We start from the raw sequence: 19,343 nt of genomic DNA, 5'->3' as shown, positions 1-19,343 counted from the left end.
ACCGGCCCTCGTCACGTCCGCGCATTGCGCCCGACACCCGCGCCCGCCTACACTCTCACAACGCCGCGCGGGCGTAGCTCAATGGTAGAGCTGTAGCTTCCCAAGCTACTGACGTGGGTTCGATTCCCATCGCCCGCTCCAACGCTTGTGCTCAGTCCATAACTGGTTGATTGAGTTGGATATTCAGGCCGATTGACGATTCCCTGCGATGCCCCTTGAGGTATCAATCCAGGTATCAAACTTCCCTAAGCTCCCGATGATGCCGCGCCCGGCCGGCCCGCATGCCATCTGTCCATGCGTCGGTTTCGGTGTGCCACGCGGCATGCAGGCAAACGTCCTGCCGTTTCCTGGCAGCCCTCGGTCGCAGGCCCTGCGGGATGCGCAGATGCTGCTCCACGCTGCGCGATGAATTCGCCGTTGCCAGGCGGCGCGTCAGGCGCTGTGCTTGCTTGCTGCTCATGGGACGATCCAAGATCTACCAGAAGCCAAGGACTTTCCACCAGGTGCTGCCGACGAGAGCGAAGATGAGAAGCTCAAGCAGGCACATGATCAGTCCGATCCTCCACCACGCACCCAGGCTGACGTAGCCGCTGCCGAAGATGATGGGCGAAGTCCCGGTGGCATAGTGCGTCAGTGTCATCATGATCGCCGAAGACGCGGTCATCATGAGCATGAAGGGGATGACGTAATCCGGCGGTATGAGCAGTGCCCCCACGCCCAGGAACGCAAGCAGCATCGCACTGATGTGGGCGGTGGTGCTGGCGAACAGGTAATGGGAAAAGACAAAGGCCAGGACGAGCACGCCGGCGATGGCTTTCCATCCCATTCCACTGGCGATGATGGCGCCCTTCATGGCCTCGGTGAACCAGCCAACCACGCCCAGCTTGTTGAGCTGCTCGGCCATCATCACCAGCGCGCCAAACCACACCAGCGTATCCCACGCACTCTTCTCGGAAAGCACATCGTCCCAGTCCAGGGTGCCGGTGATGATCAGCGTAAACAGGCCGACGAATGCCACGACCGTGGGATCCAGTGTCCACGAGGGGCCGAAGATCATCGCGGGTATGTTCGCCCAAAGGACCAGCAGCAGGCCGAAAGTCCCGATCATCACTTTTTCTTTCGCCGTCAGCGGCCCCATCGCCTTCAATTCGCCCTTGGCGAAATCCACCGCGTTGGGGGTGACCTTCAGTTCCGGAGGTGACAGCAGGTAGATGGCCAGCGGCATGACGATCAGACAGGCCAGCCCCGGTAGGAGCATGCAGAGCGCCCAGGTCGTCCAGGACAGGTGCAGCTGTTGGTTCGTTGCCTTGGCCACATAATCGACCACCAGCGGATTGGGTGCGGTGGCGGTGAGGAACATTGCCGAGGTGATGGGATTGGCGTGGTAGTTCACCAATGCCAGGTAGGTGCCGACCTTGCCTTGCGTGCCTTTGGCCGGATCGGAATCGAACGAGTTGGCAATCGACTTCATGATGGGGTGAACAATGCCCCCGCCACGCGCGGTATTGCTGGGGGTAAAGGGGGCGAGCAGGAGCTCGCAGAGTGTCAGGCCGTAGCCGATGCCCAGCGTCCGTTTGCCCAGCAGCGCAATGAACACCATGCCGATGCGATTCCCCAGGCCGGTCTTCTTCAGGCCACGGGAAATCAGGATCGCGACCACGATCAGCCAGATGAGCGGGCTCGAGAAGCTGCTGAGCGCATCGGTGATCGCGCCCCTGGAGCTGGTTGACGTGACTTGGGAAAGCGCGACGATGACGATGGCCATCATCGCCATCACCCCGATGGGCATGACCTTGAGGATGATCGCGATGATGGTGGTCAGGAAAATGGCGACCAGCCCCCAGGCCTTGGGCGTCAGGCCTTCAGGGCACGGGAGCAGCAGCAATGCGATAAGCACCGCCGTTGTCACCAAAGCCTGAGGCAGCTTGAACGGCACGGCTTGGTTGAAATACTGGAATGCTGCTTTGACGCGACTTGGCATGATGGGCCCTATTCAATGACCGTCCAACAAGCGGAGACTGCTTGAAGCGATATGCGTAGCGGTTCCAGTCATCAAGGCTTTGCGCGTGGGCTTGCCGCAAAGTGATGCATAAGCTCGGCATGCGTTTGCGCGTAAGCGGCGTCGGTGAGCGTTGTTGCCATGGGTGAGTTTGCGGCTGTCTTTGCAACTTCGGCCTTCGCCCTGTCCTGGTTTTCGCTTCGCAGCGCCAGGTCAGCCAGGACGGTGACATGCGTCGGCTGGACCTCGACGAAGCCGCCTGACACATAGAGCTGGAAAGGCGACTCGCCCGTTTCCGGATAGATCAGGAGCATGCCTTCGCGCAGGGTGCTCAGCATGGGCGTGTGTTTTGCCATCACGCCAAATCGCCCCCCTTCCCCTGGAAGACTGACCTCGCGGACGCGCCCTTCCCACTGGGCTCCCGTAAGACTCACCACGCTCAGCGCAAACCCTTGCTGCGCGTTGGCGATGAAGGCGGGGCTCGGGTGGGCCGATGCGTGTGCGTGCATGGCGTGTCCGTCCGAGGCCTTGCTTGAAGAAGCCTCGCTGCCTTGCGCAGAACCGGTCGCTGCTGCTGATTTTCCACCAAGCTGCATTTCCACACTCCTTGAAAATCTGGCGCCGTTGTCCCTGCAACAGCTTTTCTTTCTTGCGCCGCGGCGCGACGTCGGCATTCAACGGGGTGCCAGGCAATGTGCGCCTCAGGTCCCATGGTGCATCGCACCATACATGGCTGCCTTGATCTCGATCAACCCGGATCGAATGGCTGTGGGAAAACAACGATGATGTGCGTACTGGAGAAAACCGGCCTGCTCGGGCTTGGTTATTAAAGAAATACCATTCCACGTATGCGGAAAGCTGATGCTCTTCCGCAGGGTGCATCGGAGTGTGCGTGCCCGCCATCCAGCCGCATGCCTGTCGTAACCTGGAAAGCGCTCGTGCTACGGACAAATTGATTGAGCGCAAAGCGGCCTTGGGGTGAGGGCGCTAGGCTTCACTCCAGCCTTGCCTTCCAGGAAGGATTGACATCAACACGAAACAGCAGGGTTTCTCAGCCAAGCCATGTTTCCCGAGAAACACCAGCAAGGCGTGGCAAAAACAAGCGCCGGCGCTGCGTTGCATCGGTTTGCAGTGATGGAGATCGATGCCGCTTTCCAAGGCAGGCCGCGCCGCAACGCACTGGGTCCATAACACAAGGAATACCGATGAACAGAACCATGAAAGCTGCCGTGGTGCGAGAGTTCGGCAAGCCCCTGGTGATCGAGGAAGTGATGGTGCCGCGTCCTGCGGCCGGGGATATCCTGGTCAAGATCGAGGCCTGTGGTGTCTGCCATACCGACCTTCATGCCGTGGAGGGCGATTGGCCGGTCAAGCCCAACCCGCCGTTTATTCCAGGGCACGAGGGGGTCGGCCATGTCGTCGCGGTGGGCGAGGGCGTGCACCACATCAAGGAGGGTGATCGCGTTGGTATCCCCTGGCTCTACTCGGCGTGCGGGCATTGCGAGCACTGTCTGGGCGGCTGGGAGACCCTTTGCGAGGCTCAGCAAAACAGCGGTTATTCCGTCAACGGGGGCTTTGCCGAGTACGCCTTGGCCAACGCGGACTATGTAGGCCATTTGCCGAAGAACATCGGTTTCGTCGAGATCGCTCCCGTTCTTTGCGCAGGCGTGACGGTCTACAAAGGGCTCAAGATGACCGACACCAAGCCTGGCGACTGGGTCGTCATTTCCGGTATTGGCGGGCTGGGTCATATGGCGGTGCAATACGCCAAGGCGATGGGGCTCAATGTGGCTGCGGTCGATGTGGACGATGCCAAGCTGGACCTCGCCCGGCGGTTGGGCGCGACTGTGGCGGTCAATGCGAAGACGCACGACCCGGTTGCATTCTTGAAGAAAGAGATCGGCGGCGCGCATGGGGCATTGGTCACGGCAGTCTCGCCCAAGGCCTTCGAGCAAGCCGTTGGCATGGTGCGTCGCGGCGGCACGGTCTCGCTCAACGGACTGCCGCCAGGCACGTTCCCGCTCGACATTTTCGGCATGGTGCTCAACGGCGTGACCGTGCGGGGCTCGATCGTCGGCAGCCGCCTGGACCTGCAGGAGTCGCTGAAGTTTGCAGAGCAGGGCAAGGTGGCCGCGACGGTGCAGATCGACCGGCTCGAAAACATCAATGATGTGTTTACCCGCATGCACCAGGGCGCCATCGAAGGTCGCGTGGTGTTGAGCCTTGCGGATTGAGCAAGCCGGTGGGCGGCGTCGGTCCAGACTGAGGAGCATGCAACGCCTTGCTGTTCCCGTCACGCATCTCGTGCAAAAAGACCTGGTCGGCTGCCGATCCATTCGGCAGTCCTGGAGCGCCTTGTTCATGCATCGGGAGAGCCACATGCGCCGCATTGTGTCCGCAGCACTGCTCGGATTGTTGGTCGGTCACGCACACGCGCAGCAAGGGGACGGCACCGACGTGCCGGCGCAGGTGCACACCTTCAAGCCGGACAAGGTGGACGCCGGTCCTGGTCAGATGGCGGGGCTGAACGTTCCGGCAGGCTTCCAGATCAGGCCGCTCGCAACCGGGCTGAAGAATGCCCGCATCATCGCCGTGGCCCCGGGCGGCAACATCTATGTGTCCCGCCGCGATCAGGGCGATGTGCTGCTGCTGAAGGACGCCGATGACGACGGCAAGCTCGACGCACCCGCCAAGGTGGTGGCCAACCGATCCGGAGCGCATGGCCTGGCGGTTCGCAACGGCCAGCTCTACCTGGTCACGGTCAAGGAACTGTTCGTCGCCCCGATTCTGAAAGACGGAACCCTGGGGCCACTCCGCTTGCTGGTGGGCGATCTACCGGATGGCGGGCAGCACCCCAATCGAACCATGGCATTCGGCCCGGACGGCATGCTGTATCTGAGCGTCGGCTCGACCTGCAATGCGTGCAACGAGACCAACCCCGAGCACGCGACGATGCTGCGCGTGTCGCCCGATGGGAAGTCCGGCACGATCTTTGCCAGTGGCCTGCGCAACACCATCGGCTTCGACTGGGACCCTGCGACCGGCGAGTTCTGGGGCATGGACCAGGGCATGGATTTCCTGGGCGATGAGATCCAGCCGGAGGAGCTCAACCACATCGTCAGGGGCAAGCAATACGGTTGGCCCCATATCTGGGGCAAGGACGGGGTCAACCCGCAGAGCACGCCGCAGGGCGAGATGACCAAGCAGCAGTGGGCGGCCATCAGCGAACCAATGGTCCTGGGCTATACCGCCCACGCTGCTGCCATGCAGTTCCATTTCTACCGGGGCGCGTCCTTTCCGGCCGACTACAGGGGCGATGCCTTCATCACCTTCCGTGGCTCGTGGAACCGCAAGCCGGCGTCCGGCTACGAGGTGGTGCGACTCAGGTTCGAGGACGGCAAGCCGGTCGCTTTCGAGCCATTCGTGACCGGCTTCCTGACCGAAGGCGGCACGAAACACTTTGCACGGCCGGTCGGGCTTGCGGAGACGGCCAACGGCGCGCTGCTGGTCTCGGACGATGCCAACGGCGTCATCTACCGCATCTCTGCCAAGGGCGCACCGGCCCGCGCTGCGGCAGCAGGGCAACCCAACGCGGCGCCAGCGGCGTCGCTTGAGCAACAGGTCAACCAGGGCAATGCGGTACCGCTCGCCCTGGCCCGGCCCGAGACCAGCGCCAAGGGGGCGCTCAGCGTGACTGCCCCCGCGTTTGCCAGCGGCGGAGCGATGGACAAGCGCTTCAGCGACTATGCCGATGGCGTCTCGCCGGCGTTGTCATGGAAAGCGGTTGCCAAGGCCAGGTCCTACGTCGTGATCATGGAAGACCCGGATGCCAAGGCGGTTACCCCGTTCGTCCATTGGGTGGCCTGGAACATTCCCGCCAAGGTCACCCAGCTGCCCGAGGGCTTGCAGGAGCAGATGCGTCTGACCGAGCCCGATGGCGTGCTGCAGGGAGTAACGAGCCGTGGTTCGGTCGGCTATTACGGGCCGCACCCGCCAGTGGGCGATCGGCCGCATCACTATCACTTCCAGGTCCTGGCGCTCGATACCCTGCTGGACGTCAAGCCTGGTGCCACCCGGGACGAGGTACTTGCCGCTGCGTCGGGACACGTCCTGGCGAAAGGCGAGACGTTGGGCACCTACGCACAGACGGTCGCCCCGTTGAAGTAACTGCCGGGGAGGGCGCGAGCGGAGGGCAGCGGTTCAGCACCTTGGCATCCGCTCCTTCCCTCAGTGGGATCGGCGTTCGCCACTGGGGGGCGGGCCGGGTGGCGAAGCGCTTTGGCCATGCCCGCCCGTCAGGGCGGAGCGCTGGCCTTTGTCCCGTGGGCGACGAAGGCGCCGGCATGCGATGCCAGGACCAAGCCCAGGCGTCGCCGGCATTCACGAAAGGCAAGTGCAGACGCAGGCATGTCGCATGAATCGAAATTGGTTGCCTGCGCATCCCACGCTGCCAGCAGCACTTCCAGGTCATTGATCAGTCGTTGCATTTCTGCCCTTTGATGCACAAACGGTCGCCCCGCTCCTGGTCTGACCCTGAAGCGCTGGCTCACCTAGTCACTACGTCGGTGCTGTAAAGCCCGCTTGGGGGAGCTTATAGCGGACCCGCAAACGCACGGCAAGGGTGTGCCAGCACCTGTCCCGCGCGATGAGGGGGCGAATCCGGACGCCGGTGGGCCCAGCAATCTGGGCCCACTTCGGCTCGGTCAGAACTCCTGCCAACCCGCACCGTCTGTCGGGCCAGCGGTGGGCTCGAGCGTGCGCGGCGCGCGGTGCGGGACACGTTTTGCAGGTGTCTGCAAAGGCGCAGCCGTCTTGTTGCTGCCTGGACCGGCGAAGGCAGTTCCAGGAGACGTTGCCCGGACCGGAACAGCTTTCCCGCTGTCGATCTTGAACACCGCCACCGCCTCGGTCAGCTGCGTGGCTTGCTCTTCCATGGCACGGGCTGCAGCGGTCGCCTCCTCGACCAGTGCGGCGTTCTGCTGCGTCGCTTCGTCCATCTGCGTCACCGTGGTGTTGACCTGCTCGATACCGGCCGACTGTTCCTGCGAGGCTGCAGAGATTTCGCCCATGATGTCGGTCACGCGCTGCACGCTGGCGACCACGTCGGTCATCGTGGTTCCGGCGCTGCGCACCAGGGCCGAGCCTTCCACGACGCGCTGCACCGAGTCGTCGATCAGGTCCTTGATCTCCTTGGCTGCGCCGGATGAGCGCTGGGCCAGGGTGCGCACTTCCGAGGCCACCACCGCGAAGCCGCGGCCTTGCTCGCCGGCCCGCGCCGCTTCCACGGCGGCATTCAAGGCCAGGATGTTGGTCTGGAACGCGATACCGTCGATGACCGAGATGATGTCGGCGATCTTCTTGGACGACGCCTCGATACCACTCATGGTTGCGACCACCTGGCCGACGACTTCGCCGCCCTGGGATGCCACGCCTGCGGCGCCGATCGCCAACTGGTTGGCCTGGCGCGCATGCTCGGCGTTCTGACGGACGGTGGAGGTCAGCTCTTCCATCGAGGCGGCGGTTTCTTCCAGGTTGGCGGCCTGTTGTTCGGTGCGCTGGGACAGGTCCTGGTTGCCTGCCGCAATCTCGCTGGCTGCCGAATTGATGGACACCGCCGACTGCTGGATGCGTCCGACAATCTCTGCAAGCTGTGCAGCAGTGGTATTGGCGTCATCGCGCATCTGGGCGAAGACGCCCTTGAACTCGCCGGTCATGCGGGCTGTCAGGTCGCCCGCGGCGATGGACTGCAGCAGCGACGACAGGGATTGCAGGTTGTTGTCCGCGGTGGCCATGAGCAGGTTGAGGCTTTCGACCATGATGCGGAAGTCGTACTGGAACCGCTCCGCGTCGCCGCGTGCGGTGAAGTCGCCATTGGCCGCAGCTTGTGCCAACTGCTTGATTTCCAGGTTCATGGCGGACAGGTTGGCCTTGACCTCATCCATGGTCTGCGTCAGCACGGCTTTTTCGCCTGGCAGCTGCTGCATGTCCTCACTCAGGTCGCCAATGGCATAGCGGCCCATGATGCGTGCGAGGTTGGACTGCACGCTGAGGTGGGACGCAACCAGGGCATTGGTGTCCTCGGCCATGCGGCCGTAGTCGCCGGGAAGTGCGCCGGCATCCATCAGAAAGCTGATCTCGCCTTCGTCGTGGCGCCTGGCCATGTCTGACTGGGCCGCCATCAGGCTGCGGATTTGCGTTTGCATGACCTGCATTGCCTGAAGCAAACGCCCTGGCTCGTCCTGAGCCCTGGTTTGCGCGTTGCTGCTCAGATCCCCTTGCGCAATGGCATTGGCGACCTGTGTTGCACGGGCCAGGGGCGTGGTGAGGCTGCGGGTAATGATCCAGCCCAGCAGGGCGCTTGCGATCAGAACGATGGCACCGCCGCCGATGAGCATGGCGCGTCCGCCTGCAATGGCCGTCAGCGCTTCCGCGTAGGCCTTTTGGGTGCTGTCGTTCTGGCGAGTCACCAACTCCCGTAGCGTTTTCTGCCAGAGCAGGACGGCGGGTCTTGCCTTCTCGCTCAGCAGGGTTTGTGCTCCCGTGCGGTCTCCTTCGGCGCAAAGGGCCATCACCTGATCGGTCAGGCTGCGAGCGATGGTGCGGCGTTCGTCCAGGGTGACCCTGACGCGGCGACCGCCTTCCGATAAGGAAAGGGTGTCCAGAACCCTGAGCTTTTCGCGTAGCCCATTGTAGCGGGCCCGTTCGTCACTGATGGTCTTGACAGCCTCACTGTTGAGCTCATCGCTGGTGACCATTGCATACGTCCCGAGCGCCACCAGGATCGAAGAGTTGGCGTCGAGCATTTCGTTGGCAACCTGGATCTTCGCCATTCGCTCTTGAACGATCGAGTCCAGTTGATGCTTGGAGTCGGACATCGTCCACAGGCCCGCTGCAACAAGCATGGCAGAAAGAAGAATCAGGACGCCGAATGCAGCGCTCAGGCGCTTGCCCACGCTATGCCTTTGAAGAAATTCCATCTCGTAAACCTAAACCTTCGGAGCTGTGCAAAAGCGCACTCGCACTTAGCGGCCTCTGGCGAGAGGAATGAAGAAAAGGCATGGGTGTATATTCAAGTTCTATACAAGCACGGTGTTTTTTGCGCCAGCGGGCTGCCCGGCAGTCATCTGCGACGATCGTGTGTGCTGTATCGGAGGGAGATTGCGCGATCTCCGATCCATTCCCGAATGACCTGCTTCTTTCGATCGTGGGAATGACATCGATTGCAGTGCGTCCGGGGACGACCAACGCGGGTCAAGCGCTTCGCTACTTCCTTTCCGTTGGTCAGGAACCTCCCGATTGAGCGGGCCTGCGGCGATGCGCATAGTGGCAGCCATCATCGAGCGAGCACGCATGGCGACCACCCACCCTCAACTCATCGGCGCACTTCTCAAGGGCATACGACGCGCCGAATCCGCGCGTGCCGCCTCCCTTGCGTACTGCACCGGGTTGACCGAGCAGATGCGCTTTGGTTACGGCACGCCCGACGACGCAGGCAAGGTGCTGGAGATGTTCGCGCTGGACTCCGAGCAGATCCGCGAGCTGGGGCTGGTGGGCGTGGAAGAGCTGGGCGAGGCGGTCTGCCATGCCTGGTCCATCAACGCCGGCGAGTTGGACCGGATGGTGCAGTGGTTTTCGGCGCCCAGGGTCGAGTTCGTCGGCAAGCACTGCCGTGAACTGATCCGGGCCGGACGCATCGGTCCGGTGCTCACCATGGCCCGCGAACATGCCTTGCTGCGCCATCGCTGACCGCAGCCAGACCCGGGCGCGGCCCGCCGCTTTACGCTAGCCGGCGCAACGGCAATACTCGTTGACCCTTCCGACCTCAGTTTTGCCAATGCGCCAGGTTCCGCCCGCTTCATCCGCCGCCGCTGCCGCCAAAGCCCAATTGCTGGAAGAGCTGCGCAAGCTCGAGCAGGAAGAAGCCCAGCTGAAGTACGCCCAGACCCTGGAAGCCTTCGATCAGGTGGTCGAGGTGCTGACCCGGTTCGGCAGCCGCTTCAACGCCAAGCAGAAGTCCCAGATCGCGACGCTGGCGATGACCGGCAAGTCCAAGGGGCCGTTGTCGTCCACCGGCGAAGTCGTGGCCAAGTACTGGATTCCGCATTCCGGCGAGACCTGGTCGGGGCGTGGCCGCACCCCACGCGCGTTCAAGGCATGGGAAGGCACCAGCTCCTACAAGGAATGGAAGGCCAACCATCCGGACAAGCGATTCCCGCTGTATCCGGGCTGAGTTCCTGCCTGGTCCAAGTCTGGCCGGGGGCGCATGCGACGCCTGGGGACCACGGCCGATGTGCAATGCGGTGGTGTTGCGGTAGTGCCGCGCCGCAGTCGGGGCGCTGCCGGATCGTGCAATCCAGGCCGGGCAGATCCGGTTCAAGCCGAAGCATCCATTGCCTCTGTCGACGCAATAAAAAACGCGCGGCCTGCCGGAGTTCCGGCAGGCCGCGCGTTTGATTTATCGCATCAGGGTTACTGGTCGTTCTTGCACTCGAACACCGACACGCTGCGCGGCGGGGCCAGGAATTCGCTGGCGCCGGCCGGCATCATGTCCACTTCCAGGGCTTCGTCGGTCGACAGCGCCAGCTTCCAGTGCACCGGTTCGTCGCTCGAGGGCAGGGTGAAGGTCACGCCTTCGTGGTAGGCGTTGATGACGATCAGCAAGGTGGCGTCGTTGGCCAGCTCCTTGACGCCGGAGGTCTGTGCCTTGCCTTCCAGCAGCAATCCCACCGAGCGCGCACCGGCATCGGTCCAGTGCGCGTCGTCCATCTCGGTCCCGCCCGGATTGAGCCAGGTGAGATCGCGCAGGCCCGCTTCTTCGTTGTACTGGCCGTTGAGGAAACGGCCGCGCGACAGGATCGGATAACGCTTGCGCAATTGGGTCAGCGCCTTGACGAAATCGGTCAGGCGGCCATCGGTCGGGTCGTTTTCCCAGTCCAGCCAGGTGATCTCGTTGTCCTGGCAATAGGTGTTGTTGTTGCCACCTTGCGACTGCGCACGCTCATCGCCGGCGAGCATCATCGGCGTGCCTTGCGACAGCAACAGCGTGGCGAGCAGGTTCTTCATCTGCCGCTCGCGGATCTGCAGCACATCCGCGTTCTCGGTGTCGCCTTCCTCGCCGTAGTTGCAGGAGCCATCGTTGGACGAGCCGTCGCGGTTGTCCTCGCCGTTGGCCATGTTGTGCTTTTCGTTGTAGCTCACCAGGTCGCGCAAGGTGAATCCGTCGTGCGCGGTGATGAAGTTCACCGATGCCCACGGGCGGCGACCGCGACGATCGAACAGGTCTGCCGACCCCGTGAAGCGGGTGGCGAATTCGGCCAGCTTGCCGTCCTCACCCTTCCAGAACTCGCGCGCATTGTCGCGGAACTTGTCGTTCCATTCCGACCAGCCCGGCGGGAAGTGACCCACCTGGTAGCCGCCGGGGCCGCAGTCCCAGGGCTCGGCGATCAACTTGACCTCCGACAGCAACGGATCCTGGTTGCAGGCGTCCAGGAAGCCGCCACGCTGGTCGAAACCGCTCGGTTCGCGCCCCAGGATGGTGGCCAGGTCGAAGCGGAAGCCGTCCACATGCATTTCGCCGGCCCAGTAGCGCAGCGAATCGTTGACGAACTGGATCACCCGCGAATTGCTCAGGTTGAGCGTATTGCCGGTGCCGGTGTCGTTGATGTAGTAGCGCTTGTCTTCGGCGAGGCGATAGTAGCTGGCATTGTCGATACCCTTGAACGACAGCGTCGGACCCAGCTCGCTGCCTTCGGCGGTGTGGTTGTAGACCACATCCAGGATCACTTCCAGGCCCTGCTTGTGCATGGCCTTGACCATGTCGCGGAATTCGTCGCGATGCCCGCTGGACAGGTAGCGCGACTTCAGTGCGAAGAAGCCGATGGTGTTGTAGCCCCAGTAGTTGCGCAGGTCCTTGTCCAGCAGATGCTGGTCGTCCAGGTACGCGTGCACCGGCAGCAGCTCCACCGCGGTGATGCCCAGGTCCTTGATGTACTGCAGGACCTGCGGCTGTGCCAGGCCGGCAAAGGTGCCGCGCACGGCTTCCGGCACCTGCGGGTTGCGCATGGTGTAGCCACGCACATGGGTCTCGTAGATCACCGTCTCGTTCCACGGCTTCAACAGGCGCGCGTCGTCTTCCCAGTCGTAGGTGTCTTCGACCACCACGCACTTGGGCATGAACGGCGCGCTATCGCGCTCGTCGAAGCTCAGGTCGCCGTCCGGGTGACCCACGGTGTAGCCGTAGAGTTCGTCCGCCCAGATCAGGTCGCCATCCATCTCGCGTGCATACGGGTCCATCAACAGCTTGTTGTGGTTGAAGCGGTGGCCTTCGGTCGGTTCATACGGACCATGCACGCGGTAGCCGTAGCGCTGGCCGGGTTTGACGTCGGGCAGGTAGCCGTGCCAGATCTCGTTGGTGTATTCGGGAAGGTCCACCCGCACTTCGGTGCCCTGCTCGTCGAACAGGCACAGTTCCACGCGCGTGGCATGCGCGGAAAACAACGCAAAATTGGTGCCCTTGCCATCGAAGACGGCGCCGCGCGGGAACGGGCGTCCTTGGCGGATGCGGGAGGGGTTGGCGTAAGCCGCGCTTGCTGGACGTCGCATTGAGAGTCTCGGGTGCGCCGGCATGCCGGCATTGAGGGGGCTCAAGCATTGCGTGTGTCGCTGTGCAAACTGCGTCACGACAACAGCGGGGCGGCGTGAGGGCGGCCGACGCGGTGCGTGGCCGGCAGGCGGTTCCGATCGTAGTGAGGAAAAAACAGCGCACCGACGCCGCCGGGCTGACCTGGCATCGCGCACGGTTGCTGCGTTGTCCGCGCGGTTGCTGCCAGGCAAGCCGTCCGCCGTGCCTCACCAGCGCCGACGGGCGCACGCGCGCGCTTGAGCGCCGCGCAGCCGCCCTGCTAGCATCCAGCCCATCGAAGCCATGCAGTGCCTGCAGTGTGACAGCTGCCGTGCTGCATCGCTTCCGCCTCCCATTCTCGGGGCCGTCGCACACCCGTCGAACGCAGCATGCAGGGCAGGGACGCTGCCCGCCCGTGCGCCCGGCCGGCAGACCTACGGACTTGGGTCACTTCGTCATCAGACTCCGACCATGTCCAGGCCGCGCCGTACCCCTGCCGCGATGAAAATCGCCATCCTTTCCCGCAACAGCAAGCTGTATTCGACCCGCCGGCTCATCGAGGCCGGGCGCAAGCGTGGCCACACCGTGCGCATCCTCGACCCGCTGCGCTGCTACATGCGCATCGCCGCCGACGGTTTCAGCCTGCACTACAAGGGCAAGCCGATCACCGGGTTCGACGCGGTGATCCCGCGCATCGGCGCATCGGTCACGCGTTATGCCACCGCCGTGTTGCGCCAGCTCGAATTCATGGGCACCTACACCCCCAACCCGTCCGACGCCATCCTGCGCTCGCGCGACAAATTGCGTGCGCATCAGTTGCTGGCCGCGCAAGGCATCGACATGCCGGTGACCGTGTTCGGCGACAACCCGGACGACACCCAGGACCTGCTGTCGATGCTCGGCCCGCCGCCGCATGTGGTGAAGTTGAACGAGGGCGCACAGGGCGCCGGGGTGATCCTCACCGAAAAAGCCAGCGCCTCGCGCGGCGTGGTCGAGGCGCTGCGCGGGCTCTACGCCAATTTCATCGTGCAGGAATTCATCGGCGAGGCCGAGGGCGCGGACCTGCGCTGCTTCGTGGTCGGTGACCGGGTGGTTGCCGCGATGCGTCGGCAGGCGGCCGAGGGCGACTTCCGTTCCAACCTGCATCTGGGCGGCAGCGCCGCGGTGGCCCAGGCCACCGAGCAGGAGCAGGAGGTCGCGGTACGCTCGGCGCGCGCGCTGGGCCTGGCCGTGGCCGGCGTGGACCTGATCCGTTCCACGCGCGGGCCGCTGGTGCTCGAGGTCAACTCGACCCCCGGACTGGAGGGCGTGGAAGGGGTCTGCGGGGTGGACGTGGCGGCGGCGATCATCCAGCACCTGGAGCAATCGATCCGTTGATCGGGTAGCCAATTTTGTTATCGAAAATTTAACGGAAATCTAATCCTTTCCTCGCTAGCCTCACCCGACCGTAGCTCCGCTCTCGGCAGTGACGGTGATCGGGATGAACTTTTGGCCCAAGTGCGTTGTCGCACTTGGGCCTTTTTATGCGGCGGCTTGCTGCCTCCAGGCTTCGCGTCTACATTCGCTGATGTTAAATCGCTCAGGCACACAAGGAGGCGTCGGCATGGCAAGGCAAGGCGGCATTGGACGGCTGCGCATGATGACTGCTTTGCTGACCAGCCCTGCCTGTGCGGTGGCAGTCAATCCCGACAGGCCTTGCAGCCCGCCGGCGGAGCAGCCGCGTAGCGATCTGCACAGGGGCCGGACATACTCCGGGATCAGTCAGGATGAGCACGCTAAGGTGGCAGCGGCACCCGATCGCATCGCAGCCGTGGTGGAGGCGCAGCCGGATATCGCCACGCTGCAGCCGGGCCAACATGCAGGCCCGCATCACGATCAGGAGCTCGTCACCCGGATTTCGACCAAGGCAGGCGAAGATGGCCGGCCGATTGCCGGCGCGCGCGTGCAGCTGGTTCGCAGATCAGGACCAGGCAGTGTTTGACCACCGCCGATTGCGGCCATCAAACGACTGTGAGCCAACACGAAATTTCTCGGCGCCAGCGCTAAAAACAGCTTAACGAATGAGGTTCCAGTGCGAATTCTAGTAATCGAAGACAACAGCGATATCGCCGCCAATCTGGGCGACTATCTCGAAGACCGCGGCCACACGGTGGATTTTGCCGCCGATGGCGTGACCGGGCTGCATCTGGCCGTGGTGCATGAGTTCGACGCCATCGTGCTCGATCTCAACCTGCCCGGCATGGATGGCATCGAGGTGTGTCGCAAGCTGCGCAACGAAGCGCGCAAGCAGACACCGGTGCTGATGCTCACCGCACGCGATTCGCTGGACAACAAGCTGGCCGGTTTCGACTCCGGCGCAGACGACTACCTGATCAAGCCGTTTGCGCTGCAGGAAGTGGAAGTGCGGCTCAACGCGCTGTCGCGTCGCGGCAAGGGCGTGCACACCCGCGTGCTGGAAACCGGCGACCTGGAATACAACCTGGATACGCTGGAAGTGCGTCGCCGCGGCAAGCTGCTGCAGCTCAACCCTACCGCGTTGAAGATCCTGCAGTCGCTGATGGAGGCCTCGCCGGCCGTGGTCACCCGCCAGGAGCTGGAAACCCGCGTCTGGGGCGAGGAGCTGCCGGATTCGGATTCGCTGCGCGTGCATATCCACGGCCTGCGCGCGGTGGTCGACAAGCCGTTCGACGTACCGATGATCCAGACCCGTCACGGCATCGGCTATCGCATCGCCTCGCCCGATGCCTGAAAGCAATAACGGCGCGCGGCCGGCGCGCAAGCGCGGCCGTTACCGGCGGCGCCTGCGCAGCCGCATCATTTTGTCGTTCGTGTTGTTGGGCTTCTGCCTGACCACGCTGTTCGCCTTCGCCACCAACTGGGCGCGCTCGCGCGTGGAAAACCAGTTGGTCGAAGACGTGATGAACCGCAATATCGACGCCTTCGCGCAGCGGTTCTACTCCGACCCGCTGCGCAACCCCGATCTGCCGGTGCAGCAGATGCGCGGCCGCGTGGTCAAGAGCGACAAGTTCGACGCACTGCGGCTGGAACAGCCGGAGTGGTACCAGCTGCCCGACGGCATCCACACCATCTCCGGCGTGGACGACGGTGGCAACGCGTATTCGTACAAGCTGGCAGTGCGCAAGACGCCGAGCGAGTGGTTCTTCCTCGCCTACGACATGACCCAGACCCTCAAGGGCGAGATCCAGCTCAAGCGCACGCTGATGCTCTCGGTGCTGGTGTTCAGCGGCTTTTCGCTGCTGATCGGCTGGTGGTCTGCATCCAAGGTGATGCGCCCGGTGTCGGACCTGGCCGCGCGCCTGCGTGCCTACCGCGGCGGCACCAGCGAGCCCAAGCCGCTGGCCGCGCACTTCCCCGACGACGAAGTGGGCCAGCTTGCAGAAGCGCTGGACGATTACTCGGCCCGCCTCACCGAAGTGGTGCAGCGTGACCGCGAATTCAACGCCGACGTCAGCCACGAACTGCGCACCCCGCTGGCGGTGATCCGTGGCGCCACCGAACTGCTGCTCACCAAGCCCAATCTCGACGAGAAGATGCTGCAGCGCCTGCAACGCATCCAGCGCGCCGAACTGCAGTGCAGCGACCTGATCGGCTCGTTGCTGCTGCTCTCGCGCAACGAGCGCGGGCAGGGCAGCAGCAATGTCGCCAAGGTGGCCGAACAGCTGATCGACGCGCACCGCGCCCAGCTCGGCGGCAAACCGCTGGAGCTGCTGCTGGAAGGCGAGCGCGACCTGGTCATCGACGCGCCCGAATCCGCTCTGTCGGTGGCGCTGGGCAACCTGATCGGCAACGCGGTCAAGTACACCCAGGACGGCCAGGTGCGCGTACGCGTGCTCGCCGATGCGGTGGAAGTGATCGACTCCGGCCCGGGCCTGAGCGAGGAAGACGCCGCCAAGCTGTTCCAGCGTGGCTACCGCGGCACCCACGCCGGCCACTCGCAAGGCGGCGGCATTGGCCTGTCGATCGTCAGCCGGCTGTGCGACCTCTACGGCTGGCGCGTCAGCGTGCGCCCAGGCCAGGAGCGCGGCGTCATCGCAACACTCGCCTTCCACCGCTAACCAACCACCCGCGCTTTTGTAGGAGCGCACTCGTGCGCGAGGGCTTTACCGACAATGCTTCACCCGGCGATTGATTGCAGTTCTGTAATCATGAAGCGCACCACCGTCCGCGACGGTCTCCCACCTTCTACCGCGTCCCTCGACCAGATCACAGACTGGCTTTCAGATCTTCCAGCGTGACGACCAGCAGCATGGGATCCAGCGGGGAAGGTTCGAAGCCGATGCGCTCGTAAAACGCCTTGGCGTCCGCCGAGAGTGCATGCACGAGCAGCCCGCGAATGCCAATGGTGTCGGCCGCATGCAGGATGCGCTTGCCAGCATCCTGCACAAGGGCGCGGCCAAACCCTCTGCCGTGCAGGGATTGGTCGACAGCAAGCCTGCCAAGCACCACCACGGGGATCGGATCCGGCATATTGCGACGGAAGCGGCCTGGCGTCGCGTCCATGGCGACCGCACTCGAGGCCAAGGCGTAATAGGCCACCACGCGTTCATCCTCGCAGGCAACGAAGGTCCGTGACGCACCGGTCGCCTGATTTTTCAGGGCGCGGCGCTTGAGCCAGTGGTCCAGGCTCTCCACGCCCGATGCGAACGGTTCGACCCGGTGATGTGCTGTCAGCGGTTCCGGCGCCGATACCGTCATGCCTTCTCCCAAGGAGCGGGGGTCTGCATCGTCTTGCGCAGGCGCGCGTTCGGCTGCGGCGGCATGTCCAGCCGTGCCAGAAAGGCGGCGTAGGCGTCCGGGCTGGCCGCGATAAGGGTCTGGTCCAGCAAGGCTTCCTCGGCAGCCGAGCGCGCCGCGTCCAGCACGAAATCGGTGCGGTTCTTCCCGCGCGCCTTGGCGGCCCGGTCGATCAGGTTGCGTTCCTCGGGCTTGATGCGGAGATTCAAGGTTTCGCGCTTGCCGGGCGTAGTGCTTGGCGTGGACATGGTGTTGCCTCCTGCAGGTCGATGTAGTGTAGCTCCTCCGTAATGTCGATGTCATTACGATGATGTGTCGCTCGTTCATTGCGAGGGCGCGCGCTCCACCGTCACCACCAATTCGCCCTCGCGCGCAGTGATCTGCAGCTTGCAGCCAACCGCGAACCCCAACTGCTCCAGCCAAATCCCGCGCAAGCGCACGCTGGGAATCCGCTGGCTGTGCGGCCGGCCCGGTTCTGCATCGTAGAACGCATAACCCACCGTGCAGCGCGTGGGCGTGCGTGCCTTGCGCGGTGGCCGCGGCGGCAGATCGTCCACGCGGGGCCTGTGGCGACGGTCGACGTCGGGGTTGTCCACATCGAACTTGGGTGACGGCACCAGCCGCATGGGCTGCGTGTCCTTTACCGGCGTGGCTGCTCGCTTGGCGGAAGCGGCGCGCTTGGTATTTGATTTGGACCGCTTGGCGGTTGGAGACGGCGTCCGGCTCATCGCCTCACCTCCGCGAGCACCACGGAGCGACGACGCCCACCCATCTGCACGATCGATACATTTGCCATGACAACGCCTCCTTCGAAGAACAGGCACCGTCGCCGGCCGGCGACGGGATGTCGGGAGGTTAGAAACCGCTAGTAGTCGGCGGGCGTATTCCTCCCGAAGGAGTGTTGTATTAGCCGCCCTCCCGACGCAGGCATCGCGTCGGTTTGTACCTGCAGGCAGGCACAAAAAACCCACCGGTTTGACGGAGGTGNGTGTTGTATTAGCCGCCCTCCCGACGCAGGCATCGCGTCGGTTTGTACCTGCAGGCAGGCACAAAAAACCCACCGGTTTGACGGAGGTGGGTACCGCTACTAGAGGAGTTTCTACGCTCCTTGAGGCGGAGATTGCTACTGGTTGTTTGCAATGTCAATGCAGCAACTAAATGCGGTCGGTGTCAGCGCGTTTACTTGGCTTCGACTGCGTCAAGCTGCCCGGGAGACATGCCACGCATGCCGGAGGAGCGGTGCGCGGAGGGAACGGACGCCATGCAGCGTGTGCCAATGAACTCGCCGCCGATCATGGCAGCCGGCTGACCGTGGGAGCATCGTGGGTGCCCGGCCGTGGACGTCAGTGCCCCATGCGATGCGTTTGTGGCATTGCCCTGTAGGTCGCATCCAGGCGTCGCGCTTGTTGCGCCAACTGGTCCGTGTTGCCTTCGTTGCTGACGATGTCATCGGCAATCGCCAAGCGTTGTGCGCGGGATGCCTGCGCGGCAATCATCTGATCGGCAAGTGTTGCGGTAATTCCGTCGCGTTGCATCAGGCGAGCATGCTGAAGCGACGCCGGCACATCGACGACAACAATGCGGTCCAGCCAGGCATAGGTCGCTCGTCCGCCCGCTTCGGTCAGCAGGGGAATGGCGACGATCGTGTAAGGGCCCGCGGCTTCCTGCGCGGCGCGCTGCAGTTCTGTGCGGATGGCCGGATGGGTGATCGCTTCCAGCGCCTTCCGTTGGGCCGGATCGGCAAAGACGATCTGGCGCAGGGCCGGGCGGTCCAGCGTGCCATCCGGTAGCAGGATGGCCGTGCCAAACCGTTCCACGATCGCATCGAGTATGGGGCCGGGCGCCACGACCTGCCGCGCCACGACATCCGCATCAATGACCGGCACGCCCAGCTTCTCGAACTCGGCGGCCAGGGCACTCTTGCCGGAGGCGATGCCGCCGGTAAGGCCGACGATGAAGTCGCTCATC

Annotated in this window: 18 protein-coding genes and 1 tRNA gene; 9 read left to right on the top strand and 10 right to left on the bottom strand. The window is 63.7% G+C overall.

Annotated features, from left to right (window positions below):
• Positions 1-67: 67 nt before the first annotated feature.
• Positions 68-141 (top strand) — tRNA-Gly (locus C0541_RS15640).
• Positions 142-235: 94 nt separating this feature from the next.
• Here C0541_RS15640 and C0541_RS20790 read toward each other — a convergent pair.
• The 3 genes from C0541_RS20790 to atpC form a co-directional block, all read right to left on the bottom strand.
• On the bottom strand, positions 236-460 hold the full coding sequence (locus C0541_RS20790) for a hypothetical protein (RefSeq protein WP_153064996.1): 225 nt from the start codon (positions 458-460) through the stop codon (positions 236-238).
• Between the two features lie 15 nt (positions 461-475).
• Positions 476-1,981, bottom strand: coding sequence for a DASS family sodium-coupled anion symporter (locus tag C0541_RS15635; RefSeq protein WP_115049721.1), 1,506 nt, complete (start codon positions 1,979-1,981; stop codon positions 476-478).
• 71 nt (positions 1,982-2,052) lie between these two features.
• Positions 2,053-2,595 (bottom strand): ATP synthase F1 subunit epsilon, encoded by a 543-nt coding sequence (gene atpC / locus C0541_RS15630; protein WP_238601341.1) that lies wholly within the window; start codon positions 2,593-2,595, stop codon positions 2,053-2,055.
• A 609-nt stretch (positions 2,596-3,204) separates the two neighbouring features.
• Here atpC and adhP point away from each other — a divergent pair.
• Positions 3,205-4,233 carry an alcohol dehydrogenase AdhP gene (gene adhP, locus C0541_RS15625; RefSeq protein ID WP_115049717.1) on the top strand — a complete coding sequence of 343 codons (1,029 nt, stop codon included), beginning with the start codon at positions 3,205-3,207 and terminating at the stop codon, positions 4,231-4,233.
• Positions 4,234-4,270: 37 nt separating this feature from the next.
• Positions 4,271-6,166 carry a YbhB/YbcL family Raf kinase inhibitor-like protein gene (locus C0541_RS15620; RefSeq protein WP_202975394.1) on the top strand — a complete coding sequence of 632 codons (1,896 nt, stop codon included), beginning with the start codon at positions 4,271-4,273 and terminating at the stop codon, positions 6,164-6,166.
• Positions 6,167-6,294: 128 nt separating this feature from the next.
• On the opposite strand, the gene C0541_RS15615 is transcribed toward C0541_RS15620, so the two are convergent.
• Positions 6,295-6,486, bottom strand: coding sequence for a hypothetical protein (locus C0541_RS15615; protein ID WP_115049712.1), 192 nt, complete (start codon positions 6,484-6,486; stop codon positions 6,295-6,297).
• 216 nt (positions 6,487-6,702) lie between these two features.
• Positions 6,703-8,976, bottom strand: a complete 2,274-nt coding sequence (locus C0541_RS15610) for a methyl-accepting chemotaxis protein (RefSeq protein WP_115049710.1) — start codon at positions 8,974-8,976, stop codon at positions 6,703-6,705.
• A gap of 373 nt (positions 8,977-9,349) precedes the next feature.
• Between C0541_RS15610 and C0541_RS15605 the strand changes: the two genes are divergently transcribed.
• Together C0541_RS15605 and C0541_RS15600 are read left to right on the top strand one after the other, a co-directional pair.
• Positions 9,350-9,745: a hypothetical protein gene (locus C0541_RS15605; protein ID WP_115049708.1), complete on the top strand. Its 396-nt coding sequence runs from the start codon at positions 9,350-9,352 to the stop codon at positions 9,743-9,745.
• 88 nt (positions 9,746-9,833) lie between these two features.
• Complete coding sequence (locus tag C0541_RS15600) at positions 9,834-10,229, top strand: H-NS family nucleoid-associated regulatory protein (RefSeq protein ID WP_115049707.1); 396 nt, start codon at positions 9,834-9,836, stop codon at positions 10,227-10,229.
• A 239-nt stretch (positions 10,230-10,468) separates the two neighbouring features.
• On the opposite strand, the gene glgX is transcribed toward C0541_RS15600, so the two are convergent.
• The gene (gene glgX / locus C0541_RS15595; protein ID WP_115049705.1) at positions 10,469-12,601 is read right to left on the bottom strand and encodes a glycogen debranching protein GlgX; all 2,133 of its coding nucleotides are present in this window, start codon (positions 12,599-12,601) and stop codon (positions 10,469-10,471) included.
• A 490-nt stretch (positions 12,602-13,091) separates the two neighbouring features.
• On the opposite strand from glgX, the gene rimK reads away from it, so the two are divergent.
• The 4 genes from rimK to C0541_RS15575 all read left to right on the top strand — a co-directional run bounded on the left by rimK (position 13,092) and on the right by C0541_RS15575 (position 16,696).
• Positions 13,092-13,997 carry a 30S ribosomal protein S6--L-glutamate ligase gene (rimK, locus tag C0541_RS15590; RefSeq protein ID WP_193725931.1) on the top strand — a complete coding sequence of 302 codons (906 nt, stop codon included), beginning with the start codon at positions 13,092-13,094 and terminating at the stop codon, positions 13,995-13,997.
• 226 nt (positions 13,998-14,223) lie between these two features.
• A complete protein-coding gene (locus tag C0541_RS15585) occupies positions 14,224-14,601 on the top strand; it encodes a hypothetical protein (protein ID WP_238601340.1) in 378 nt (125 codons plus the stop codon).
• Between the two features lie 90 nt (positions 14,602-14,691).
• Positions 14,692-15,369 (top strand): response regulator transcription factor, encoded by a 678-nt coding sequence (locus C0541_RS15580; protein WP_006448355.1) that lies wholly within the window; start codon positions 14,692-14,694, stop codon positions 15,367-15,369.
• On the top strand, positions 15,362-16,696 hold the full coding sequence (locus C0541_RS15575) for a sensor histidine kinase (RefSeq protein ID WP_161960096.1): 1,335 nt from the start codon (positions 15,362-15,364) through the stop codon (positions 16,694-16,696). The genes C0541_RS15580 and C0541_RS15575 overlap by 8 nt, the downstream gene beginning before the upstream one ends.
• A gap of 148 nt (positions 16,697-16,844) precedes the next feature.
• Here C0541_RS15575 and C0541_RS15570 read toward each other — a convergent pair whose 3' ends face one another.
• The 4 genes from C0541_RS15570 to coaE form a co-directional block, all read right to left on the bottom strand.
• Complete coding sequence (locus tag C0541_RS15570) at positions 16,845-17,336, bottom strand: GNAT family N-acetyltransferase (RefSeq protein ID WP_115049701.1); 492 nt, start codon at positions 17,334-17,336, stop codon at positions 16,845-16,847.
• Entirely contained in the window at positions 17,333-17,623 is a 291-nt protein-coding gene (locus C0541_RS15565; protein ID WP_115049699.1) for a DUF1778 domain-containing protein, read from the bottom strand. The genes C0541_RS15570 and C0541_RS15565 overlap by 4 nt, the downstream gene beginning before the upstream one ends.
• Positions 17,624-17,698: 75 nt before the next feature.
• On the bottom strand, positions 17,699-18,103 hold the full coding sequence (locus C0541_RS15560) for a SymE family type I addiction module toxin (RefSeq protein ID WP_115049697.1): 405 nt from the start codon (positions 18,101-18,103) through the stop codon (positions 17,699-17,701).
• A gap of 615 nt (positions 18,104-18,718) precedes the next feature.
• A complete protein-coding gene (coaE, locus tag C0541_RS15550) occupies positions 18,719-19,342 on the bottom strand; it encodes a dephospho-CoA kinase (protein ID WP_115049695.1) in 624 nt (207 codons plus the stop codon).
• Position 19,343: the final 1 nt, after the last annotated feature.

Origin of the sequence: Xanthomonas arboricola (assembly GCF_003353015.1) — a bacterium.
GTDB classification, from domain to species: domain Bacteria; phylum Pseudomonadota; class Gammaproteobacteria; order Xanthomonadales; family Xanthomonadaceae; genus Xanthomonas; species Xanthomonas arboricola_E.
Note: the sequence above shows the minus strand (reverse complement) of the source record. Positions and strands in the feature narration are given on the sequence as shown.